Raw genomic sequence first — 22,824 nt, 5'->3', positions numbered from 1 at the left:
AATAACATACATTATGAATTGTCATCATAAGAACAATAGAAATGAGGTTAAATTGATGGGAGAAATTCAAAGTAAATCATTATCGTCGGTGACAGTTGTTGGCCTCGGAAAGATTGGACTGACGTTAGCGGCTGTTTTTGCCAATAATGGATATAGAGTAGTTGGAGCAGATATAAATAAGGATGTTGTTACATCTGTAAATCAGGGTAGATCGCATATTAATAATGAGCCAGGATTAGATAAGTTAGTTTTGAATGCACATAAAAATAAAACACTTTCAGCCACAACAGTAACCACAGATGCTGTAAGAGAGTCGAATATTATTATTGTCATTGTTCCAGTTTTAGTTGATAAACAGAATAAGATTGATTATCAATTTATTGATAGAGCTGTTGAGGATATAGCAAAAGGACTAAATAAAGATTCATTAATTGTATTCGAAACAACACTTCCACCAGGAGATACAAGAAGTAGATTTGGAAAAAAGATAGAAGAAATCTCAGGTTTAAATATGGGGGAGGACTTCTATCTAGCATACAGTCCTGAAAGGGTTTATTCGAATCAAATTATCAGAGATTTAAAGAATTACCCAAAAGTAGTTTCAGGAGTTAATAAACAAAGCCTTGATCTGGCCGCAGATTTTTATAGCAATTCCCTTCAATGTGAATTAATTAAAGTAAGTTCTTTAGAAACGGCAGAATTTTCAAAGGTTGCAGAATGTGTATATCGTGATGTTAACATTGCGCTTGCTAACGAGCTTGCCCAGTTTGCTGAGGAAAAGGAAGTTAATATATCTGAAGTAATAACCGCAAGTAATAGCCAACCATATTCTCACATTCATTCTCCAGGAATAGGTGTTGGGGGACATTGTATTCCAATCTACCCATATTTCTTTATTAATAAAGGATTAACAGAGGGGCTAACACCCTTGTCAAGACATGTTAATGATAATATGGCTCCATATGCGATTTCAAAGGTAGAAAAAAGGATTGGTTCTTTAGAAAACAAAAATGTGCTCATTTTAGGGTTGTCCTATCGAGAAAATGTGAAAGAACCAACCAAATCATCAAGCTTATTATTAATTGACCATCTAAAAGAAAAAGAGGCAAATGTTTTTGTAAATGATCCATTATTTACAGAAAGTGAAGTGATTGAGTATAGTGTTCTACCTTTATCATTAGACGATAGGCTCGTGTCCGAAATGGATGTTGTTATTCTTCAAGCATTCCATGACCAATACAGAAATATAGATTTTAGCCAATTTAAGAATTGCAAGGTTGTGTTAGACGGTCGTAACAAATTAAATAAGGATGAAATCATTGAATTAGGAATGATGTATGAAGGTATAGGGATAGGTCTTGAGGGGGGACATGATGAAAGATAATGTAAGCAACATACCAATGGTAGATTTGAAGGCAGAGTTAAAGTCTATTAGAACCCCTGTATTAGAGATGGTATCTGAAGTGTTGGATAGTGGGGTCTATATTCAAGGAGAAAAAGTAGAAAAATTAGAGAAAATAGTAGCATCCTATGTCGAAGCCTCTTATGGTCTTGGAGTCGGAAATGGTACGGATGCTCTATTACTTTCGATAAAAGCTTTGGATATAGGTCCTGGAGATGAAGTGATAACAACTCCTTTTACATTCTTTGCTACTGGAGAAGCAATCGCAGAAGCTGGGGCCACTCCAGTTTTTGTAGATATTGAAGAAGACACGTATAATATAAACCCGTTAGAAATTGAAAAGGCAATAACTGAGAATACCAAAGCAATTATTGTTGTACATTTGTTTGGTAAGGTTGCTAATATGAAGCAAATAATGGAAATAGCAAAGACACATCATTTAAAGGTGATAGAGGATGCATGTCAGGCAATTGGATCTGAATATGAAGGGAAAAGGGTAGGAGCGATAGGTGATATTGGATGTTTTTCCTTTTTTCCATCGAAAAACCTCGGAGCATATGGGGATGCGGGATTCATTGTAACGAATCAACAAGGACTCTATGAAAAAATGAAAATGCTCAGAAACCATGGAAGTGAAAAGAAGTACCAGCATGCATTAATTGGTATGAATAGTAGATTAGATGAACTACAAGCAGGTATACTTTTAGTGAAATTCAATTTTTTGGATACCTTTTTGCAAAAGAGAAAGGAAATAGCAAATAGATATACAGAAAGCCTATCTTCATTTTTGAAGACCCCACAAATATATAACAATCGTGCACATACATTTCATCAATATTGTATTGAATTAGATGATCGAGATAAACTTGCAGCATATTTACAAGACAGTGGTATTTCCTCTGCAATTTACTATCCAATTCCACTTCATTTGCAACAAGCTTTTAGTCATTATAACTATAAAAAGGGAGATTTTCCTGTTGCAGAAAGAACAGCGGAAAGAATACTAGCACTTCCAATTTCGCCGATGCTTACCTCAATCGATCAAACTAAAATCATAGCTACTGTCAATGAATTTGTTGAGAGGCTGTGAAATAACGATAACCTTCCGTACTAAAGGCGAATGATTATAAGATAGAAAGTTAACTTTCTATAAATGAATATAGTTTGTAGTTGATATAAACTTTGGACTTATTCAATTCAGAATAGTATAGCTCTCGCTCACACTTATGAATGGTTTATGTTGTCATTCGCTCCAGCAGAATGCTTCGCTTTCCGCGGGCACGGCCTCAGCCCCCTCAGAAGCAAAGAACGCTTCTTCCTGGTCTTCGGACACGTGCTGTTCCCGCAGGAGTCTACGCATTCTGCCTCCGCTATGATAGCTGCACTAGATATTTTTGAGGTTGTAGTCCATATAACCACGTTACGAATAGTTGTTTTCTGTAAAAAACAGCATAGTTCTAGTTTTATAAAAGTAGAGAAGAAACCTTAGTGGAGGAAACACACGGAGACTCCTACGGGAGGATAGGCCTAGGTGAGACTACGTAGTGCGTTAGCACGAAGAAGGCTCACCAGCCGCCCGTGGAAAGCGAAGTGTGTTTCCGGAACGATGTGTTTTGCACAATACTGTATTAAATAGATCCGAAGTTTATATAAAATCCGATGTAATTTGAATTGTAATGGTAGATTTTGAAGTGTCGTTTGAATTTTGTATAATAAATTACTTTTGTCCAACCTTTTAAATTATATGTGAGTAACTTCTTAAAGGTTCTTTTTGAATTGCTGCCATTTAGCTAGATTATTTTTCGTAATACTCTCCTGGTGTTCTCGTACATTGTATACCGTAAAGTCTTGATAACAAAATTGTGAGCTATTAATTAATCGATTTAACATACTTACATCTTCATAAAGTCTCCCATTTTCATACTCGATTACTGGAAATCCACCTACCTTCCGTAATGAAGAAGTTCGATAAATTCTTGGTCCTAATGGGAAATGATAATGCAGTAAATCGGCTTTTGCATGAATGCTTTTCCCTGTTGCAACCCCTTTAAACATGATGCCGTTTGTTATTTGTTTCCATTTCCGGAGGTTTCCATATAATAAGGAGATATTATCTGAAAGCTCTACCAAATACTTTTTAATCGTTGTAATTGCATCAGGATCTAGCCAATCATCTGCATCAAGTTCCAATACAAAGTTGGAAGTTACATGTGGCAGTAGATAATTTAGGGCTCTAGCTTTTCCCTCATTCTTTTTGTGAAAGACGTTAACACGTTTTTCGTCATTCCATTTTTTGATTCTTTCGTCTGAACCATCAGTTGAGCCGTCATCAATAATTAATATTTGATTTGGTGTCTCATTCTGTAAAAGGCATGAAACGATGGCGATGTCGATATATTTTTCCATATTATAATTTGATATGAGGACAGATAGGCTTGGATAACCTGTTTCTAATTTATCTAGTTGATATTTATGTATAAGTTTTTGCTTTTCCTTCATATTTGCTGAATTACTTTTCCTTGTTTGCTTCAAGAGCCCGTTTTTATAGGATACGAATGAGTGGGGAATCATGGAAAGCCACGAAGGAAACAGGGCTTCTTTAAATGGCAAATGTTTCATGGATATGAAAGGCGTCTTTTTTACAAGTGTTGTTCGAGCAAAGAGTGGGTGTTCAATGACAATGTTATTAATTGGATAGGATGTTATTAGAAGGTGCCTAGACTGGGAAAGATGGAGTGTTTCATTCGTTAATGTAGGGGATAGATAGCTCTGTTCATTTAGAAATAATACATAGGTACTATTTAATTTATCTATTGTTTCATTTAGTGAATTTCCAAAGTCTTCTGATTGAACGAATTGAATATGGCTAATCCAACCATGATCACTTTTCCAATTGAAGGACATTTTTTGATGATGTATGACTATAATAGAATGTAGTCTAGAACTGATTTTTTTTAACGATGAGAAAACTTTATGTAATCCTGCTTCATTCGAATTATTAATAAGGATGACCGTTATATCTCCCAACAATAAGCCTCCTATCAAGCATATTTGAAACATTTCCTAGTGTAGGCGACAACTAAGTATGTTTTGCATATACTATTGTATGATATGGAATGACTGTATATGTTAAGGAACCCCAAAGTTGTATGATAAAGTGAATACCTTGGTTTATAGACCAAGGTATCCGAACTCCATTAAATTAAGCGGTTTGAGGAAAGCGAACAAAGTTAATGGAACCTACTGACAGATAAATTCTCGTATTTCCACCGTAGCCACCACTCGTATCAAGAACTAGAACTAAGTCTGGAGTTACTGTAGATAGAATGCCTTCTAATAGATTATTATCAGTAGCTACCTCAACCCTTGAACCAGTACGATTCGCTAGCTCAGCAGCAAAAGTTTCTTCAAACATTAATATCCCTCCTTTTACAATTCACTGACGAATTCAATTTTGTCGATACGGACAAGTACTTGTACTCCAGAATCTTCAATAAGCGTAACATAGTCGTTTTGTACATTAATTAAAGTACCAGTTACAGTTCCAAATGGAGTAGTAAGTCCCACTTGTTCATTTAGTAAAGAAATCAATAGTTCTCTAACTGTTGTTGGAGTTCCTGGTGGTGGCGTAGTCCCATTTCCAGGGGGAGTTGTTCCTCCATTAATTCTTCCAAAATTTACGCCTAGGTCAATGTCTATTAAACTACTATTAGCACTAGTACCTGCACTATTTGGAGATAAGTTTGGGCTTAACTGGTTAATTAATGCCAGTAAATTTCTTTGGCGATCTGTTAGTTGTGGCAAATGTTTTCATCCTTTCTATATTATTTCTTTATGGCTTCCTCTGTTGAAAAGGGAAGACTGTAAAGATTTGATTGATAAGTTGGGAATTTTTATGGTAATTCCCAACTTTTCTATTAACGCATTATAAGATGTCTAGTGACAGAACAATTGCAACTAGAACTTGAATTAACAATTGGATGTTGATAGCTATATCTGTATCATTTGTATTGATTTCTATATTTCTAGATTTTTCAACAATCGTTTTCTGTCTATTGCTTTGTCTAGTACTTAGGATTTGTTTGAAATCTTGAGCTACTTCTTCAGCACGGTCAGAGTCGGCAATTGTAATTTGGAGAACAATCGCGATAGCAACCTGGATACCAATCTGTAAAGAAACGGCACCTTGGGTATCTGTTGTTGTAATATCAACACCTTCAGAATCTTTAATTATAATCCACTCATCAGATATTTGTTGTGTAGTTATTGCTTGATCCGCCTCTTGTACAACGGTAGCATCATTATTATCATTATCATCACAATGATCTAATGCTCGCCATTCTTTTAGTTTACTCATTTTATTCACCTCTCTTTTTATTTATAAAATATCTAGAAGTAATACTAATGTCAGTAATACTTGTAGTAATAATTGAATATTGACTGCGATATCTGTATCAGTAGTCGTTACAGTAGCATCTTTCGTGTTATAAATATAGATCTTCTGTCTATTGATCTGCTCTGTATTGGTGTATTGTAATAGCTCTTGTGACACATGATCACTTCTATCACTATCAGCAATAGTTATACTTATAACGATGGCAATTGCCAATTGTAAAGCGGCTTGTAGAGAAACACTTGCTTGCGTATCATTTGATGTTACTGTGATATTACAGGATTCTTTAACCCATATTAATTCAGCAGATTCTTGCTCTAAAAAAGAATATTCGCCGTCTCCTTGTGCAATTGTTGCATCATTGTTGCTTAGCAAGTTATAATTGTCCTCCTGATTCTGTGAACCCAAGCAATCGTTTTTATTCGCATTACAGTCATCATTAAAGTAAAGGTAATTTGCTCTCTCTTTAGTTGAATTGGCACTTCTATAAACTGTCACTTTAACACTCCTTTCTTGACTTATACAATAAGTTATGGATTTTCTCCTTAGTAAGACTGTACACATTCACTAGTTATCTACTTTTAATGAAAAATAGATAGATTACCTATTGGTCCTTTTATTAGATGGGAAAGAATAATGTATTATAGAGCAAGTATCTAGAAAAATGATGGTAGAAACAAAAAAATCCCAAGTAATAATACTACTTGGGATGCTGTTATTTTTCCGTAATTTATTCTTCTGAATCAGTGACTTTCTTCTGTGCTTTATTAAATTGGTCAACTTGCTGTCTTAAATCTTGAACCATTTCTTTCAACATCTGTCTTTGTTCGTCTGAAATATTTTTCTTCAATTCTTCAGGCTGCACACCATTTTTTCTAAATATATTATCAACCATAACTTTAATAACCTTTTCGGTAGCTGGTTGCTGTTTGGATGAATCATCCATATATATTTCACCTACTTTCTTAAGATATATAGTTTATTTTATGTAATACAATCAAAAGTGACTATGTAGTTGTCTATAGAATGGTTTTAACTTTAGTTATAAGAATTGCTTCATAAGATGTGTAAATTAAAAAAAAGTATTAGGAGCATTTCTCCCAATACTTTTTTAAATACATCTTAATCTAATCGTTCATTTTCAGCGGCGTTATGATCATTTTGCTCTACATTGTTAGAATTCGTAAGACTGTTCTTCCCAGTTATATTTTCTAGTAAATCTTTCACATCAATCCCTGAAGATGCTTTTAATGACTCCTGCAAGGTAGACATTAAATTGGTAGCATATCCTGATACTTTATTGGCACCACCATCTGTCCCGCTGCTACCTGTATCAACAACAGTAATCTTATCGATATTTCCAAGTGGACTAGCAATCTCTTTCGCATATTCAGGAAGCATTCTGATAACCATATCGAGAACAGCAGCTTGACCGTATTGCTCGAATGCCTCGGCAATTTTTCGTTTTGCTTCTGCTTCTGCAAGACCTTTTAAGCGGATAACCTCTGCTTCTGATTCCCCTTGTGCTCTTTGTGCGTCAGCTTTTGCAAGACCATCAACACGAACTTTCTCAGCTTCAGCTTTTGCCTGAGATTCAATACGATATTGGTTTGCATCTGCTTCTGCAATTTGTCTCGCCTTATCAGCAACGGCTGATTGCTCAACAGAATAGCGATCTGCATCGGCTTTTTTCTTCACTTCTGAATCATATTGCTTCTCGCGACGAAGTATTTCTTTTTCTTCCAATTCGATTTGTTTCTGACGCTCAATAATTTTAATTTGCATTTCTTGCTCGGTAACCTGTTGTTTTGCTCTTGCTGTTTCATAGTCATACGCCTGGTCAGCACGTGCTTTCGCAATATCTTGCTCACGGCGATATTCCGCTGTTTTTAATTGATTTTCTTTCTCAGCTTCTGCAATTTCTGTTGCGCGTTCAAGTTCAGCCTTCTGTGCTTCTTTAGCAGCTTCGGCACGTTTGATTCGAGTTTCTTTGTCTGCTTCCGCTGTAGCGATATCTGCATCACGTTTTACTTGGGCAATACGTGGTTTACCGAGGGAATCTAAGTATCCATTCTTATCTTTTACATCTTTTATTGTAAAGGAAACGATAACGAGTCCCATTTTTGCTAAGTCTTGCGATGCAACGCGTTGTACTTCTTGAGAGAATTTATCTCTATTTTTGTAAATTTCTTCTACAGTCATCGAACCGAGTATGGAGCGCAGATGACCTTCCAGTACTTCCTTTGCTTCATTTTCTCTGTCTGCTCTTGATTTTCCTAAAAATTGTTCAGCAGCAGTCGCAATTTCGCTGATGGATCCTCCAATTTTAATAATAGCAGTTCCATCGGCCATAACTGGAACACCTTGTTCTGTGTATACCTCTGGTGTTGTTACTTCTAGTTTGCTAGATAACAGACTAAGAGGTTCTGCTTGCTGAAATACAGGTAAGATAAATGTACCACCACCACGAATAATCTTAATTTTATTCCCTGATTCGTCTACATGTACATTTTTCCCACCAAGATAACTTCCTGTAACAATAAGTGCTTCGTCTGGTCCTGCAGTTCGATATTTCGAAACAAATACACCAATAAGTGCCAGTAATAAAACAACTGCAATTCCAATAACAATGAAAATAGGTGACATATAATTCCTCCTTGTATTATTTTTTATTAAAATACTCTAGTTGGGTGAGTATATTTAATTAAATTGATTAGCATCTAAGGCTTGTTCATATGGAACAACATAAAGATTTCCGTTGTTTACTTCTATAACTAATACTTTCTTTCCTTCTTCAATTTCTTCGTTATCGAAACTTGCTGCAGGTTTAGAAATCATTCCACTTTTACTTTCAATAACTATCTCTCCAAAGCCATCTGCCGGAATTGGGATAATAATTCTTCCAACCCTACCTTTAAGGGAATCCTCTGTATAACTTAGTGATTCCTCTGCAGAAGCCATCGGTATAAGAACAAAGATATTAAGAAAAATGTCTAAAATAAGTGCAGCTACGGCTGAAATAATAATAATCCATATGCTTGAAATTGAGGTGATCTTTTCTAATACATATCCGGATGTAGAGAAAAAGGTTAGGAAAGCTAGAATCAATATTGGGCTAAGGAAACCGGTTGAATCTAGTACTCCTTCAGCAATATCACCAAATAAGATATACAAAAGCGTTAAAATACCAGCTATGACTAATACGTATAAATAAATCGTTTCAATGGGTATACCAAAAATCATCATATGCACCATTCCTTTTTATGATATATATAATTATCGTTCTTATAACTTATATACGGATGAGGGGTGGAAGTGGTTTCGGAATATCAGAAATATTTTATTAATTGTTGTTATTTCGAACTTAAAAGGAAGGAATCTTAAATGTTAAGAAATAAAGTGATATAATGAAAATTACATACAATCTAACTATATTCGAACTGTCATATGATATCAACCTTTTAAGGTGATTTTTCAAAATGGAGTTCATAAAGGGATTTCAATCAAAGTTTCGTTTACTACGTGTATAGGAGAGGTTTTATTGCCTAAGCCCAACGTATATATACAAGATTATAATCCAGAATGGCCAGCTAAATTTCAAATATAGAAAAGTCGAATTATAAACGTTTTATAAAGAGGATAGAAGAACATATACGAAAGAAAAAGAGCCATGTATTAAAATGATTTTAAGCCTTGCGAGTAAAGAGGAGTAAGATACTTTAAATGTTCATATACAAGGCAGCATTATTAAATTATAAAATAGACTAAGTAAAGGGGGAATGAATCTTGACAGGGAAGCATTTATTTTTATTTGGTGGGAGTCCGCCTTTTACTGAGAAACTTGGCCGGAAATTTTCTAAGCTTACACGTAAGCAAAAGGGAAAAGTAGCAATTTTGTTTTTAGAAAGAGAAGGCTGGCTGGCATATATGCCAAAATATACGAAAGAGCTCGAGAAGCACGGCCTAAAAGATTTTATTTACGTTGCACTTACACCAAATCCATCCAAAGATATGTTAGAGCAGTTGTCTACTTGTACGGGAATTATAATTGGTGGTGGGGATACTGAACGTTATCGTGACTTTATTGTTAATACGATAGTCGGAGCAAGGATACAGGAAATGTATGAGCAGGGGGTGCCTGTAGCAGGGTTTTCTGCCGGAGCTTTAATCAGTCCAGTTCATTGTGTAATTCCTCCAGTAGATAATACAAGGGGAGAGCATCTCTTTCTTCATGGATTAGGCTTAGTATTGGACTGTGTAATTAGTGTTCATTTTTCAAAATGGGGGGAAGAAGAAAATTTAAGGAAAGCAGTACTTAAAACCAATGTATCTATAGGATATGGAATAGATGATGATGCTGGAGTATATTTTGAGAATGGAAAGTTAACTGAAACAGAAGGTAAAAAAATATATTGCTTTGGTAGATAAACATAGGAGAGACAGTCGGAACGGTTTCCCCTATGTTTATTTTTGGGGGAAAATAAAGAAGGAATTAGTTGTCAAGTTTAACTAATAAAGTTCATAAATTTGTTATAATATATTTGACAATTTTATGAACAAGGTGAATAATATAGATACAAAGGGGGATTGTTATTATGCAATCATATGGAAAGATTCTAAATGTAACAAGGTATATATGTGGAACGCTATTAACAATCGGAACGATAATGTTTTTATACGGTGCATTTGTAAGCGGTTTATCAACTGTAACAGGTATTGGAATAGGTGTTGTGATGGGAGCAGTATTTATTTTTATTATGGGATTATTCTTAGAGATAACGGATGAAATGATTGTTAAGAAAAGATAAGGATATAAAAAGAGCGTCGAACTTAATCGACGCTCTTTTATTAGGTTTTGTCTAGCTCAAGCATCCGTGCCGTTAGCGAGATAATCCTAAACAGGTACTTACACTTTTCTTCTTACATATAACCCCATACCATTGCTAGTAATGAACCGAAAACGGTAACTAACGCAATGATCAAACCATAAATTGTCGTGGTATAAATTGCTTTTTTATCTTCACTTTCTCCTGCATGCATAAAGATAACGAGCTGAACAGCAGCCTGAACGAATGCCGTAATTAGAAGAATTGTCATGCCTAATTCAAACGACATATCTAAAAAGTAAACACTAAGAGCCACTACTGTTAAAAGCATTGAGAATATAAATCCATTTACTTGTTTAATAGGAAATAGTTCTTTCAATTACATCATTCCTTTCAAGTAGATGAAGCTAAAGATAAAGATCCATACAACATCTAGAAAATGCCAATATAGTGAGAAAATGAACGACTTATTTGTAGTTGCTGGTGTCAATCCATTTTTCTTAATTTGGATGAAGATGAATAATCCCCAGACCAAACCAAATGTAACGTGTGCCCCATGTGTACCAAGTGTTGTTAATAACATACCAGTAAAGGCACTTGTTTGAAGTGTAGCTCCTACATGATAGTAATGCGTGAACTCATATATTTCAACACCTAGGAAAGCCAGACCTAGTACAAGTGTTACAGCTAGGAATGTCAGCATGGCTTTCTTGCGATTTAGACGCATGGCGTTAATTGCAAGTCCGATAGTGAAACTACTTGTTAATAGTAAAATAGTTTCAATCAAAACAGGTGTCAGTTCGAAAATTTCAGCACCAGATGGACCATTTCCTACACGATTTTCATAAACAAAGTAGGAAGTGAATAGTGTTGCAAAAAGCATAATTTCAGCACCGAGGAAGACCCAGAATCCAAGTATATTTAGTTGGTTCTGCTCTGTGCTATATTCTAGAGGTTGTGTATTGTTTATTTTCATTTATTTAGCACCTCCGAATTTATCTTCTGTTTCTTCGATTTCTTTTACTTTTATATGGCGACCATGGTCTTTTTCAAAGGAACGATAAGCCATACAAGCTAAAATACCAATTCCTGAAATAATTACACCAGCCCAAATGTAAAAGACAAAGGAGAAACCAAAGACGAAGAATAACCCTGCCATAATAACTGGTAAACCACTATTGTTCGGCATATGAATTTCCTTGTAATCACCACGGAATAATTTATGCCCTTTTTTCTTAGAATCCCAGAATGCTTCACTTGAGTTAACTTGAGGTACAATCGCGAAATTATATTCTGGTACTGGATTATGTGTAGCCCATTCAAGTGAACGTGCATTCCACGGGTCGTCTCCAATACCTCTCTTTGCATAACGGAAACTGTAATATACATTGTAAACAATGACAATAAATCCAATTGCCATTAAACCTGCACCAAAGAAGGAAAGCATATTCAATGGTCCAAAGCCACTTGCTTCAGAGTACGTGTACATACGACGTGCTTGACCATCTAGTCCTGTAATGTACATAGGGAAGAAGGAGAAGCAGAAACCGACTGTAAGGAACCAGAATGCCCATTTACCAATTTTTTCGTTTAACATAAAGCCGAACATTTTTGGCCACCAGTAGGTAAGACCTGCAAGCATGGCGAATACAACACCTGGAATAATAACATTATGGAAGTGAGCTACCAAGAACATTGTATTATGGTATTGATAGTCAGCACTTGCGATAGCAAGCATAACTCCTGTCACACCACCGATAGTGAATAGTGGGATAAATGCTACAGAATAAAGCATGGGAACGGTAAACCTAATTTTCCCTTTCCACATGGTGAGTAGCCAGTTAAATATCTTAATTCCAGTTGGAACGGCTATTGCCATCGTTGTAATTGAGAAAATACTGTTTGTTAAAGCATCGTGACCCATTGTAAAGAAATGGTGCACCCATACAAAGAACGATAGTAGGGAGATGATAACCATCGATCCTACCATTGATTTATATCCGTACAGATTACGTTCTGAGAAAGTAGAAATAATTTCACTATATATACCAAATGCAGGTAAAATTAGAATGTATACTTCAGGATGTCCCCAAACCCAGAAAAGGTTAGCCCACATCATGTCCATTCCGCCATTCTCTGAAGCAAAGAAAAATGTTCCGAGTTGACGATCGAAAGTTCCCATTAATAAAGCAATGGTCAAAACAGGGAACGCGAACACGATAATTACGTTTGTAACAAGGGAAGACCAGGTAAACATCGGCATTTTCATTAATGTCATGCCAGGTGCTCGCATTTTTATAATTGTTGCAATAAAGTTAATCCCAGTCATCAAGGTACCAATACCTGATATCTGCAGAGCCCAATTATAATAGTTTACACCTACAGACGTACTAAAATCGTTACCTGCTAGTGGATAGTAATTTGTCCAACCAGCATCAGGTGAACCACCAATTACAAATGATACGTTAAATAACATTGCCCCTGCAAAGTATAACCAAAAACTAATTGCATTTAATCTTGGGAAGGCAACATCCCTTGCTCCAATTTGTAATGGAACGACAAAGTTCATTAAACCGATAACGAATGCCATCGCCATGAAGAATATCATAACGACCCCGTGTGTTGTAAATACTTCATTGTAATGTTGTGCATCTAAAAATGCATTTTCTGGTACTGAAGTTTGAAAACGCATCATGACAGCATCTGCGCCACCACGGAAAAGCATAAGTAGTGCAGAAATAATATACATGATACCTATACGTTTATGGTCGGTTGTTGTTAGCCATTCGTTCCACAAGTAGCCCCATTTTTTAAAGTAAGTAATCCCTAAGACGATGGCGATAATCACTAGACCAATCGCTACCATTGACGCATAAATCAATGGACTAGGATGTGGAACTGCAAATCTTTCAAAAAATTCCATGTCTGTTCTCCTTTCAAGAGATGATATCTGTAAATCTAGTTGTTGTAAATCTAGTTTTAGTGATTGCTATGTTCTGATTCGTGTTCGTGCTCATGATCCATTTCATCGTGTGACTCTGTATTCGAGTCATCTGAACCATGGTTATGTCCACCGTGCTCTCCTTCTGGCGCTGGTAAGAAATCTAAATGTGTTCCAGTGAATGTCATCTGACCAAGATGACCAGGTTCTAATAACTCGTCAAATTTATCTTCAGTTATTGGGTCAGCTGTAGCGTGGATTTCTTCTATCCATGTATCATATTCGTCTGGTGATAGGACAGTTGCTATAAAGGTGTTTTCAGCAAAACCTTCACCACTAAAGTTTGCATTTCGACCTACAAAATCTCCTGTTTCTTCAGCAGCAAGATGTAAAGTAGTAACCATATCAGCCATTGCGTATTTTTGCCCGCCTAACTGTGGTATCCAAAAACTTGTAATTGGTCCAAATGAATATAATCTGAATTCAACTGGACGATCTGTTGGAAGGAAAACGTAATTTAACGTTTCAATGTCTTCTTCAGGATAACTGAAGTGCCATTTCCAATTAGATGATGATGCATAAATTACTAATGGTTCCTTGTCTTCATATCCTTCTGGTACTGATTCAACTTGATAAGTTGATACAACCGATACAACCGATAAAAATGCTACAATCAGTATTGGTATTCCAATAATAATACCTTCTAAGATTGGATTCCCTTCAATGTGTGGGGGTTCATAATCATCTGGTTGTTTAGATGCGCGATATTTTACTAACACTATCACCAAAAGTGTAATTACGACAATTACAATTACTGCCATTGTTATAATGGATAACCAAATTGTGTTTGATAATGTTTCTGCTTGTGGCCCTTTAGGATCTAGAACAAGCAAAGGCTCGCAACCTATTAACACTGTCACGATAGTGAAAACTAATGCTAGTAAGGCCCATTTTTGTTTCATGGAGTTACCCCTTTCTACTTTTCTAACCTTTTAGTTAGTTTAATACTTACATATATTATGATTGGATTTCATTAATTACAAGAGTTTGAGAAAAACTTCACAAAACGTTCAAGAATGTTTGAATGATTTTGGACTTAAAGGAAAATTTTGCACATTTTATTATGGGGGGAATTTTAGTAGTGAATCTAAAGAATAATATTATATAATATGAAGTAACTATTTTGCGACATGCCCTAAGGAATAGTGCTTTAAATGGTTGACTTTTTACAAACTAAGGTGTAGTATGCTTTTTGCTGTTGAAATGCTTCGTTACTTTTGAACACTTTAAATGAAGCTATTGACATGATTGTTTGTGTTATGTTATATTATTAAAGTCGTTTTTGAAAATATAACTTACAATTGCCGGCCTAGCTCAATTGGTAGAGCAACTGACTTGTAATCAGTAGGTTGGGGGTTCAAGTCCTCTGGCCGGCACCACTTTTTTATATGAGCCATTAGCTCAGTCGGTAGAGCATTTGACTTTTAATCAAAGGGTCGAAGGTTCGAATCCTTCATGGCTCACCATTTTGCGGGTGTGGCGGAATTGGCAGACGCGCTAGACTTAGGATCTAGTATCTTCGGATGTGGGGGTTCGACTCCCTTCACCCGCACCATCATTACAAATATTAAGGAAATTCTGTCACGTCCTGGGACTGTGCTTACTCGTCCCATCGAAAACCTTTGTGACAAACACAGAAGTCAGAACATCCTGTTCAAGCGCGGAAGTAGTTCAGTGGTAGAACATCACCTTGCCAAGGTGGGGGTCGCGGGTTCGAATCCCGTCTTCCGCTCCAGAAATACTCTTTGCCGGGGTGGCGGAACTGGCAGACGCACAGGACTTAAAATCCTGCGGTAGGTGACTACCGTACCGGTTCGATTCCGGTCCTCGGCACCATTCGCGCCCGTAGCTCAATTGGATAGAGCGTTTGACTACGGATCAAGAGGTTAGGGGTTCGACTCCTCTCGGGCGCGCCACACTGCGGGAAGTAGCTCAGCTTGGTAGAGCACTTGGTTTGGGACCAAGGGGTCGCAGGTTCAAATCCTGTCTTCCCGATAATATTTTGATAGATACATAAATTACTATAATATTACTAAGTATAATAAAAAAGGACAGACTGCGTAATAAATCGTATTCTGTTCTTTTTTTATTCTATTAAGAAGGATTTTATTAAGTAAAATTGTTACTTTGAAGCCATGTATGTAAACTGTGAGGTAACATCGAACTTAAAAAAATATCTTGCTTGTACTCTCAAGATCAATAAAGAATTATGAATGCCAATACTCAACGGAGCTATCAAGAATGAAATAGAGCAAAATTCTCTTGAAATGAACTTGATAAGCCTTCTCAAGATTGAAATAGAGCAAAATTCTCTTCAAATGAACTTGAAAAGCCTTCTCAAGGTTGAAATAGAGCAAAATCCTCTTCAAATGAACTTGATAAGCCTTCTCAAGATTAAAATAGAGCAAAACCCTCATGAAATGAACTTGATAAGCCTTCTCAAGATTGAAATTGAGCAAAATTCTCTTCAAATGAACTTGATAAGCTCTCTCAAGAAAATTTCCCAAATTATTGTTACCTCGCAGTTTAAATCAACTACGATGCTAAAGAATAGATAAACAGTACGAAAATAGCCATTATGAAAAAGAATATTCAGGGAATACTCCTGTTATAAAAAGAATGAATAGGGGAGTTTTCAATTTGACACTGGTTCGATTAGGATATTCAGCAATTAGTACGCAACTGCAAAATAGCTCCACATCAAAGACCATGACATATGCTCGATTTTCACAAATTAAAGATAGAGAGGCAGCGCTTCGGAAGTTAGAGGCTATATCAAATACCAATTTAAATAATTTACTCAGACTACTAAGGTATAATGTTGCGAATGATATCCATTTTTACCGTATTTCATCTAAATTAATTCCATTAGCTGATCATCCTGAAACCTCTGAATGGAATTATATGAAAGCTTTAAAGCGTTCTTTAAGTGATTTAAGAAAGTTTATTAAAGTGTACGAATCCTTAAGATTAGATTTCCATGCAGATCATTTTGTTTTAATTAATTCTCCCAGAAAAGAAGTATTATCGAGTGCGATCAAAACGTTAAGGATGCATCATCGTTTACTGAAGGGATTTGGTTTGAACCCAGAACATCGTTGTGTAATGCATGTGGGCGGTGGATATGGAGATAGAGAGAAGGCGTTAGAACGCTTTATTGAAAATTGGGCATACGTATCTGTAGATTTACAAGAAATGGTTATTCTAGAAAATGATGATAAAACCTTTACGATGAAAGAAACATTGTATTTATGTGAAAAGTTGGGTATTCCACTTGTTTTTGATTATCATCATCATATTGCTCATCATATTGATTCTAATTGGTATAACGAGTGGGATCGTATTGTTACTACATGGGAGTCATCAATTCTTCCAGTGAAAATGCACATATCCAGTCCGAAGTCTGAACAAAAGTTTCGTGCGCATGCTGATTATGTAGATAGCAAAATGTTTATGGGTTTTTTGCAAGAAATTAAAGGTAGTGTTCCACAAATTGATTGTATGATTGAAGCAAAACAAAAGGATGGAGCTCTCTACAAACTAATGGAAGATCTAAAGGAATATCCTGAAATAGAAATAGTGGATGGGGCTAGTTTTTACATTACATAATTACAACTGTAGAATTCTTTATGTGGACTTAAGTAAAGTTCAATCATCAATAACTTTCTTAAAAATCGACTGTTTCATAAATTTCCTTTTTTGAGTTAGTTGACAGTTCTGGGAAAAAAAGAAATCAAGAGAAATATTCGTTTACTTATTCTCTTGATTTCTTGTCTTTTTGACTTATTTTACATAAAAGCCAGCAATTTTCTCATTTTGGTCAAGCGTTATTTGAAAAACCACGTCCTGTTCTTCAAATGAACCATTGATTAATACAACATCATACCCCTCTAATTTTTCTGTTGATTGGTATTCTTGACTAACGAAGCTTCCAAATTGTTCTTCAAGAGATGTCCATGCTTCTTCAAGTTCTGAAGCAGGCAACTCATCTTTCATTGTTTCATCGTAATACTCGGTTGCATCTTCATATCTACCTTCATTAAGAAACATAACAAATTCTTCTGCAAAAACAATATTAGCATCTTTTTCAGCAGATTCCTGAAACTCCTCTTCTTTCTGTTCACTTTCATCATCAGCACACCCAGCAATAAATAGGATTAGAAACATTGATATTAGTATGTAATAGTGTTTTTTCTTCATAATAAACCCTCCAATCTTATCGTAATATTCGTTAGAAGTTTTATTATCATTTTCACCTAGAATTTCTCTTTTTACACCTTAGTAACAAGTATTTGCAAATAAAAAGAGAAGCAGCGCTTTAACTGCTTCTTTATAAGGGTTCCTATTGTTTGCCGTTATCGATTTCCATTAATAATGTTACCAATACTTCTCCAATAATGTTTCCCGCTGTTTTAGGTGCTGTTTTTCCAGGTAGCCCAAGTGCATGAATTGCCTTGATACCTTGCTTAGAAGCATAGTCAAAATCTGTACCACCTGGTTTTGAAGCAAGATCGATAATTAGCGATGATGTACCCATATTGGCGATAACGTCAGAGTTAATGATGAGGAATGGTACTGTATTAATACAAATGTCCATATCAATAATTGCTTCTTCTATTCTGCCAGTAGGTATCGCGTTTAAGCCCATTTCCTGTGCGCGAGCAAAGTGAGCTGGATTCCTAGCGGTAATGGTCACATTTGCTCCAATGGCAGAGAAGTAACGTGCTAAGGTTATACCTATTCGGCCAAAACCAACAATCATTACATTTGAACCATGTATCGTAACATCTGTTTCTTCAATTGCAAGTTGTAATGTCGCTTCTGCAGTAGGCATCGAATTGTAGATTGCAATATCATCTCGCTTGAACAAAGGCAAAACGGTACGATTTGTTTTTGCTCCTAAGTTATCTAAGTAAGTATTGGTAATTCCAGTATAGATCACACAATGCTCTGGTGTTTTCTCTAGCATATCTTTCGTGAGTTTAATAATCTCATTCGAATAAGTCGCTTCAACTTCACCATTTATATCTGTTCCAGGAACTGGTAAAAGGATGGCATCAATCTTACTAAAATTAACTTCTGTAAGAACACAATGTGTGATATTTGGATGTTCAAAGGTCATGTGTTCATAACCTGCAACAAAAACACTTGCTTGTCTTAAGGTTAGTATCTTTATTACTTCTAAGTAGCGGTTATCTCCCCCGATAATAAGTACCTTCATGTGGTTTAACAATAATTCGTTCCACCCTTCATTTTCGTATGTAAAGAAGCATACATTTCAGTCGCTATTATTATTTTATCGTACTACTCTCTTGCTTATGACTTTATTAGAAAATATGTTGTCATATAACTGAATCTAAAAATATAATAGATTCTGATTACATGATATAATGGAATTATTTAAAAAGGTTAATATCTTCCTAGAGTTAGAGCAAAACATAAGGAGGTTTTATGATTTGAAGACACAAACAAGATGGCAGACACCAGATCAATTACGAATCTTACTAGATGAACTTGTAAGCTGGAAAAGTGTAACCTTAACTGAAGGGGAGCGCGAGTTTCCTATCAAATTACAGGCAAAGTTACAAGACCTAGAATATTTCGGGGAAAATCCAACATATCTTGAACTCCATGATGCAGATATGCGGAGGAAATTCTTGACTGCTTTATATAAACATCCAGATGCGACAGAAACAATCGTACTAATTAGTCACTTTGATACAGTTAATACAGAAGAATATGGTGACTTCGAAGCATTAGCCACACATCCAGAAGAATTAACCAAAGTATGGATGGAAAACCAAGCGAAATTACCTCATGATGTGCTAGAAGATTTAAATACTGGTGAATATTTATTCGGACGTGGTGCAATGGATATGAAAATGGGATTGGTTTTGCATATGCGCCTTATTGAAAAGGCGAGTATAGAACAATGGCCAATTAATTTGTTGTTACTTACTGTTCCGGATGAAGAAGTGAATTCATCAGGAATGCGATGTGCTGTACCAACACTATTGGAAATACAGAAAACACATCATTTATCTTTTAAATTATTTTTAAATAGTGAACCTGTTTTTTCGATTAATCCAAAAAATCATGACTTTTTCATTTACAGTGGGACGATTGGTAAGATACTTGGCGCGGCTTTGTTTTACGGGAAAGAAACTCATGCAGGAGAACCGCTCAGTGGATTAACTTCACCATACATTGCTTCTTTTCTTACTAAGGAAATGGAATGGAACGACAGCTTTGTGGAAAATGTAATGGGAGAAACAACTCCACTTCCATTAACATTACAGCAAGCAGATTTAAGTCTAGCATATTCTACACAAACACCGTATCGTTCTTCTGCCCTTTACAATATTTTTGTTATGAAACGAAGTGCTTCTGAGGTGTTTGATATTTATGAGCAGGTCGCAAATCGTGCTGTACAAAAATTAAATCAAGATTATGAAGAAAAATGTAAGCGATTTAATGTAAATCCAATTGGGAAAGTAAAAGTTGTAAAATATAAGGATTTACTTGAATATGCGATGAAAAAGTTAGGGGAAGCTGCCATTGCAGAAATAAAAGCAGATATTTATTATCAAGATGGGTTAGATGATCGGGAAAAATCATTACGAATTGTCGACAAATTAATGATCCATTGTCAAGAACTAGCGCCAGCAATTGTGATTTTATTTGCTCCTCCATACTATCCAGCAGTTAATTCGTCCGAAAACGAACTCGTTAAAAAATGTGTTGATTTTGTATCGGAAACAGCGATGGCTAAGTTTCATTTGCCCATTAAACAAGTGCATTACTTTAACGGGATTTGTGATTTGAGTTATGTAAATTACGAGGGGACGGAGGAGGGATGGTCAGCTTTTGAAGAGAATACACCAGTGTGGATGGATACGTATTCCATTCCTTTTCCTGAAATGCAACAATTGAATGCCCCTGTACTAAATGTTGGGCCATTTGGAAAGGATGCACATAAACGTTCTGAACGCTTGCATATTAAAAATGCATTTGAGCAAACACCAATTTTACTTGAAGAACTTATAAGAATGTTGATGGAAGAATAATCTAAAATTGTAAAAAGAGCGATGAGTCTTATTAGGAAAGGGTTTATCGCTCTTTTTGATTTTGTAAATTCTGTAAATTCCGTACCATTTGGCACTATTTGGTAGCTATTTATAGACTTTGATACTTATTTCTGAATAATCGTACTAGAAGATGATTAAAACCGTTAAACCATGTTTAATCCGTTTTGACGAAAATGTGTCCTGCCTATAAGCTATTAATTGTGATAAGGTTTGTTAAAAATTACAGGAGGTGGGAGCATCAATATTTCTCAAGTAGCTGAAAAATTGCAAATTACAACCACGGAGTATCATTTCCGTAAGCCGAACAAAAATGATGGAGCTGGGGTTTATGAGCTTGTTAAACATACGGGTAATTTAGATCTTAATTCTTCATATAGCTATTTAATGTGGTGCGAAATTTTTTCCGATACATCGATTGTTGTTGTGAGAAAAGAGACACAGAAAGTTGTTGGATTTGTTTCTGGGTTTATTCATCCAGAACAGCAGGATACATTGTTCATTTGGCAGGTTGCTGTTCATTCATCAGAAAGAGGGAACGGTCTCGCGACGAAGATGTTGCTGCAATTACTAGACAGAGATATTTGTGAAGAAGTTCACTATATTGAGGCGACAGTATCACCATCAAACACACCATCGAAACGTTTGTTCTTAGGTTTAGCTAGGAAATTTGAAACAAACTGGAAAATAAGTGATTATTTTACTTCTGATCATTTTCCGACAAATGGTCATGAAGATGAGTTATTGTTTAAGATTGGACCAGTCGAAAAATAATAAATAAAAGGATGAGTGCATGCAGGCGGCAGTATTAAGCAACGCTAAAATGGAAACATTTGAAAAATTAGAATCTGCGGTAAGAAGTTATAGTCGTGGGTGGCCTACCGTATTTGAAAAAGCAAAGGGATATAAAATTTGGGATATTGATGGAAAAGAATATATTGATTTTTTTGCAGGGGCAGGAGCGTTAAATTATGGTCATAATAATGACGAAATGCAAGAAAAATTAATTGAGTATATAAAAAACGATGGGATTCTTCATAGCCTCGATATGGGGACGACTCCAAGGAAAAAGTTTCTTGAAGCTTTTCAGGAAATTATTCTTACACCTCGAAACCTCGATTATAAAGTGATGTTTCCGGGACCAACAGGTACAAACTCTGTTGAGAGTGCCTTAAAAATAGCCAGAAAGGTAACCGGTCGTGATACAGTTATAAGCTTTACCAATGCTTTTCATGGAATGACAATTGGTTCTTTATCGGTTACTGGAAACTCCTTCAAGCGTCATGGAGCTGGAATTCCATTACATCATTCGGTTTCAATGCCATTTGATGAATATGTGGAAGACCAAGACTCGATTGCCTATATTGAAAGATTCCTAGAGGATAGTGGAAGTGGTGTGGCATTACCTGCAGCGATTATACTAGAAACTGTTCAAGGTGAAGGTGGCATTAATGCTGCTCGCATGGAATGGTTGAGGAAAATAGAACGTATTTGCAGACGCTTTAATATTTTATTAATAGTCGATGATGTGCAAGCAGGATGCGGTAGAACAGGTACATTCTTTAGTTTTGAACCTGCTGGTATTAATCCAGACGTTGTTTGTTTATCAAAGTCTATTGGTGGTGCAGGTTTACCGATGGCTCTTACATTAATAAAACCCGAATATGACCAATGGGGACCTGGTGAGCATAATGGAACCTTCCGAGGGAATAATCTAGCATTTATTGCGGCTACAGAGGCTTTAAACAATTGGAAATCTGATACATTTTCAAACGAGATAAAACGGAAAGCTGCATTACTAAAAACTCGAATTACAGAAATCATTCAAGCATATCCAGAACTCAAAGGTGAGGCACGTGGTAGAGGCTTAATGCAAGGAATCGCTACCTGTGGTGAGGGACTCGCTTCGGAAATTTGTGCGGAGAGCTTTAAACGTGGATTAATCGTAGAAACTTCTGGGCCTAAGGATGAAGTAGTGAAATTCCTACCACCGCTTATTATTGATGAGGAAGGACTAAAGAACGGTTTATCCATCCTTGAAGAAAGTATTAATCATGTTTTATCTAAATAGCAGCATATACTATAACAAAAGCGTAAGCGCCCGTTTAGCTACGTAG

At 35.9% G+C, this 22,824-nt stretch carries 23 protein-coding genes and 7 tRNA genes; 16 read left to right on the top strand and 14 right to left on the bottom strand.

Annotated features, from left to right (window positions below):
- Nucleotides 1-55: 55 nt before the first annotated feature.
- Both D8M05_RS03880 and D8M05_RS03875 read left to right on the top strand, forming a co-directional pair.
- Nucleotides 56-1,384 (top strand): nucleotide sugar dehydrogenase, encoded by a 1,329-nt coding sequence (locus D8M05_RS03880; protein ID WP_121128838.1) that lies wholly within the window; start codon nt 56-58, stop codon nt 1,382-1,384.
- A complete protein-coding gene (locus D8M05_RS03875; RefSeq protein WP_121128836.1) occupies nt 1,374-2,492 on the top strand; it encodes a DegT/DnrJ/EryC1/StrS family aminotransferase in 1,119 nt (372 codons plus the stop codon). The genes D8M05_RS03880 and D8M05_RS03875 overlap by 11 nt, the downstream gene beginning before the upstream one ends.
- Before the next feature lie 668 nt (nt 2,493-3,160).
- Here D8M05_RS03875 and D8M05_RS03870 read toward each other — a convergent pair.
- The 8 genes from D8M05_RS03870 to D8M05_RS03835 form a co-directional block, all read right to left on the bottom strand.
- Nucleotides 3,161-4,429: a glycosyltransferase family 2 protein gene (locus D8M05_RS03870; protein WP_121128834.1), complete on the bottom strand. Its 1,269-nt coding sequence runs from the start codon at nt 4,427-4,429 to the stop codon at nt 3,161-3,163.
- 175 nt (nt 4,430-4,604) lie between these two features.
- Nucleotides 4,605-4,817 carry a hypothetical protein gene (locus tag D8M05_RS03865; RefSeq protein WP_121128832.1) on the bottom strand — a complete coding sequence of 71 codons (213 nt, stop codon included), beginning with the start codon at nt 4,815-4,817 and terminating at the stop codon, nt 4,605-4,607.
- 14 nt (nt 4,818-4,831) lie between these two features.
- Nucleotides 4,832-5,206: a DUF2642 domain-containing protein gene (locus D8M05_RS03860; protein ID WP_121128830.1), complete on the bottom strand. Its 375-nt coding sequence runs from the start codon at nt 5,204-5,206 to the stop codon at nt 4,832-4,834.
- Between the two features lie 121 nt (nt 5,207-5,327).
- Nucleotides 5,328-5,759 (bottom strand): spore coat protein, encoded by a 432-nt coding sequence (locus tag D8M05_RS03855; protein ID WP_121128828.1) that lies wholly within the window; start codon nt 5,757-5,759, stop codon nt 5,328-5,330.
- Nucleotides 5,760-5,780: 21 nt separating this feature from the next.
- Complete coding sequence (locus D8M05_RS03850; protein WP_245985179.1) at nt 5,781-6,293, bottom strand: spore coat protein; 513 nt, start codon at nt 6,291-6,293, stop codon at nt 5,781-5,783.
- Between the two features lie 232 nt (nt 6,294-6,525).
- Nucleotides 6,526-6,741: a spore coat protein gene (locus tag D8M05_RS03845; protein WP_121128824.1), complete on the bottom strand. Its 216-nt coding sequence runs from the start codon at nt 6,739-6,741 to the stop codon at nt 6,526-6,528.
- 176 nt (nt 6,742-6,917) lie between these two features.
- Entirely contained in the window at nt 6,918-8,441 is a 1,524-nt protein-coding gene (locus D8M05_RS03840; protein WP_121128822.1) for a flotillin lipid rafts scaffold protein FloT, read from the bottom strand.
- Between the two features lie 54 nt (nt 8,442-8,495).
- The gene (locus D8M05_RS03835) at nt 8,496-9,041 is read right to left on the bottom strand and encodes an NfeD family membrane protein (RefSeq protein ID WP_183072694.1); all 546 of its coding nucleotides are present in this window, start codon (nt 9,039-9,041) and stop codon (nt 8,496-8,498) included.
- Between the two features lie 540 nt (nt 9,042-9,581).
- Here D8M05_RS03835 and D8M05_RS03830 point away from each other — a divergent pair.
- Nucleotides 9,582-10,223: a Type 1 glutamine amidotransferase-like domain-containing protein gene (locus D8M05_RS03830; protein ID WP_121128818.1), complete on the top strand. Its 642-nt coding sequence runs from the start codon at nt 9,582-9,584 to the stop codon at nt 10,221-10,223.
- A 167-nt stretch (nt 10,224-10,390) separates the two neighbouring features.
- Nucleotides 10,391-10,603 carry a hypothetical protein gene (locus D8M05_RS03825; RefSeq protein ID WP_121128816.1) on the top strand — a complete coding sequence of 71 codons (213 nt, stop codon included), beginning with the start codon at nt 10,391-10,393 and terminating at the stop codon, nt 10,601-10,603.
- Nucleotides 10,604-10,715: 112 nt separating this feature from the next.
- Here D8M05_RS03825 and qoxD read toward each other — a convergent pair whose 3' ends face one another.
- Genes qoxD through qoxA form a run of 4 tightly spaced genes read right to left on the bottom strand, consistent with a single transcriptional unit; the run spans nt 10,716 to nt 14,524 of the window.
- A complete protein-coding gene (qoxD, locus tag D8M05_RS03820; protein WP_121128814.1) occupies nt 10,716-11,000 on the bottom strand; it encodes a cytochrome aa3 quinol oxidase subunit IV in 285 nt (94 codons plus the stop codon).
- Nucleotides 11,001-11,597, bottom strand: a complete 597-nt coding sequence (qoxC, locus tag D8M05_RS03815) for a cytochrome aa3 quinol oxidase subunit III (RefSeq protein ID WP_121128812.1) — start codon at nt 11,595-11,597, stop codon at nt 11,001-11,003.
- Nucleotides 11,598-13,544 (bottom strand): cytochrome aa3 quinol oxidase subunit I, encoded by a 1,947-nt coding sequence (gene qoxB, locus D8M05_RS03810; protein WP_121128810.1) that lies wholly within the window; start codon nt 13,542-13,544, stop codon nt 11,598-11,600.
- A 56-nt stretch (nt 13,545-13,600) separates the two neighbouring features.
- Nucleotides 13,601-14,524, bottom strand: coding sequence for a cytochrome aa3 quinol oxidase subunit II (gene qoxA / locus D8M05_RS03805; RefSeq protein ID WP_121128808.1), 924 nt, complete (start codon nt 14,522-14,524; stop codon nt 13,601-13,603).
- Nucleotides 14,525-14,925: 401 nt separating this feature from the next.
- Here qoxA and D8M05_RS03800 point away from each other — a divergent pair.
- The 9 genes from D8M05_RS03800 to uvsE all read left to right on the top strand — a co-directional run bounded on the left by D8M05_RS03800 (nt 14,926) and on the right by uvsE (nt 17,231).
- Nucleotides 14,926-15,001, top strand: a tRNA-Thr gene (locus D8M05_RS03800).
- Between the two features lie 11 nt (nt 15,002-15,012).
- Nucleotides 15,013-15,088: transfer RNA gene (locus D8M05_RS03795), tRNA-Lys, on the top strand.
- Between the two features lie 4 nt (nt 15,089-15,092).
- Nucleotides 15,093-15,177, top strand: a tRNA-Leu gene (locus tag D8M05_RS03790).
- A 105-nt stretch (nt 15,178-15,282) separates the two neighbouring features.
- A tRNA-Gly gene (locus tag D8M05_RS03785) sits at nt 15,283-15,357 on the top strand.
- 12 nt (nt 15,358-15,369) lie between these two features.
- Nucleotides 15,370-15,458 (top strand) — tRNA-Leu (locus D8M05_RS03780).
- 3 nt (nt 15,459-15,461) lie between these two features.
- Nucleotides 15,462-15,538, top strand: a tRNA-Arg gene (locus tag D8M05_RS03775).
- Between the two features lie 5 nt (nt 15,539-15,543).
- Nucleotides 15,544-15,617 (top strand) — tRNA-Pro (locus D8M05_RS03770).
- A 218-nt stretch (nt 15,618-15,835) separates the two neighbouring features.
- Entirely contained in the window at nt 15,836-16,180 is a 345-nt protein-coding gene (locus tag D8M05_RS03765; protein ID WP_121128806.1) for a hypothetical protein, read from the top strand.
- A gap of 82 nt (nt 16,181-16,262) precedes the next feature.
- Nucleotides 16,263-17,231: a UV DNA damage repair endonuclease UvsE gene (uvsE, locus tag D8M05_RS03760; RefSeq protein WP_121128804.1), complete on the top strand. Its 969-nt coding sequence runs from the start codon at nt 16,263-16,265 to the stop codon at nt 17,229-17,231.
- 174 nt (nt 17,232-17,405) lie between these two features.
- Here the strand turns inward: uvsE and D8M05_RS03755 are convergent, their stop codons facing one another.
- Together D8M05_RS03755 and dpsA are read right to left on the bottom strand one after the other, a co-directional pair.
- Nucleotides 17,406-17,822: a DUF3887 domain-containing protein gene (locus tag D8M05_RS03755; RefSeq protein ID WP_121128802.1), complete on the bottom strand. Its 417-nt coding sequence runs from the start codon at nt 17,820-17,822 to the stop codon at nt 17,406-17,408.
- A 142-nt stretch (nt 17,823-17,964) separates the two neighbouring features.
- Nucleotides 17,965-18,855: a dipicolinate synthase subunit DpsA gene (gene dpsA, locus D8M05_RS03750; protein WP_121128800.1), complete on the bottom strand. Its 891-nt coding sequence runs from the start codon at nt 18,853-18,855 to the stop codon at nt 17,965-17,967.
- Nucleotides 18,856-19,078: 223 nt separating this feature from the next.
- Between dpsA and D8M05_RS03745 the strand changes: the two genes are divergently transcribed.
- From D8M05_RS03745 to ectB, 3 genes are all read left to right on the top strand, one after another.
- Nucleotides 19,079-20,689: a M20/M25/M40 family metallo-hydrolase gene (locus tag D8M05_RS03745; RefSeq protein ID WP_245985178.1), complete on the top strand. Its 1,611-nt coding sequence runs from the start codon at nt 19,079-19,081 to the stop codon at nt 20,687-20,689.
- Between the two features lie 231 nt (nt 20,690-20,920).
- A complete protein-coding gene (ectA, locus tag D8M05_RS03740; protein WP_342772232.1) occupies nt 20,921-21,481 on the top strand; it encodes a diaminobutyrate acetyltransferase in 561 nt (186 codons plus the stop codon).
- Between the two features lie 19 nt (nt 21,482-21,500).
- Nucleotides 21,501-22,778 carry a diaminobutyrate--2-oxoglutarate transaminase gene (gene ectB, locus D8M05_RS03735; RefSeq protein WP_121128793.1) on the top strand — a complete coding sequence of 426 codons (1,278 nt, stop codon included), beginning with the start codon at nt 21,501-21,503 and terminating at the stop codon, nt 22,776-22,778.
- Nucleotides 22,779-22,824: the final 46 nt, after the last annotated feature.

This window comes from Oceanobacillus bengalensis (genome assembly GCF_003628445.1).
Classification (GTDB): Bacteria; Bacillota; Bacilli; order Bacillales; family Amphibacillaceae; genus Oceanobacillus; species Oceanobacillus bengalensis.
Note: the sequence above shows the minus strand (reverse complement) of the source record. Positions and strands in the feature narration are given on the sequence as shown.

Coding starts and splice junctions, on each gene's coding strand:
- D8M05_RS03880 (WP_121128838.1), top strand. CDS start 56: ATGGGAGAAATTCAAAGTAAATCATTATCGTCGGTGACAGTTGTTGGC.
- D8M05_RS03875 (WP_121128836.1), top strand. CDS start 1,374: ATGAAAGATAATGTAAGCAACATACCAATGGTAGATTTGAAGGCAGAG.
- D8M05_RS03865 (WP_121128832.1), bottom strand. CDS start 4,817: ATGTTTGAAGAAACTTTTGCTGCTGAGCTAGCGAATCGTACTGGTTCA.
- D8M05_RS03855 (WP_121128828.1), bottom strand. CDS start 5,759: ATGAGTAAACTAAAAGAATGGCGAGCATTAGATCATTGTGATGATAAT.
- D8M05_RS03845 (WP_121128824.1), bottom strand. CDS start 6,741: ATGGATGATTCATCCAAACAGCAACCAGCTACCGAAAAGGTTATTAAA.
- D8M05_RS03840 (WP_121128822.1), bottom strand. CDS start 8,441: ATGTCACCTATTTTCATTGTTATTGGAATTGCAGTTGTTTTATTACTG.
- D8M05_RS03835 (WP_183072694.1), bottom strand. CDS start 9,041: ATGATGATTTTTGGTATACCCATTGAAACGATTTATTTATACGTATTA.
- D8M05_RS03825 (WP_121128816.1), top strand. CDS start 10,391: ATGCAATCATATGGAAAGATTCTAAATGTAACAAGGTATATATGTGGA.
- qoxC (WP_121128812.1), bottom strand. CDS start 11,597: ATGAAAATAAACAATACACAACCTCTAGAATATAGCACAGAGCAGAAC.
- qoxB (WP_121128810.1), bottom strand. CDS start 13,544: ATGGAATTTTTTGAAAGATTTGCAGTTCCACATCCTAGTCCATTGATT.
- qoxA (WP_121128808.1), bottom strand. CDS start 14,524: ATGAAACAAAAATGGGCCTTACTAGCATTAGTTTTCACTATCGTGACA.
- D8M05_RS03765 (WP_121128806.1), top strand. CDS start 15,836: ATGCCAATACTCAACGGAGCTATCAAGAATGAAATAGAGCAAAATTCT.
- D8M05_RS03755 (WP_121128802.1), bottom strand. CDS start 17,822: ATGAAGAAAAAACACTATTACATACTAATATCAATGTTTCTAATCCTA.
- ectB (WP_121128793.1), top strand. CDS start 21,501: ATGCAGGCGGCAGTATTAAGCAACGCTAAAATGGAAACATTTGAAAAA.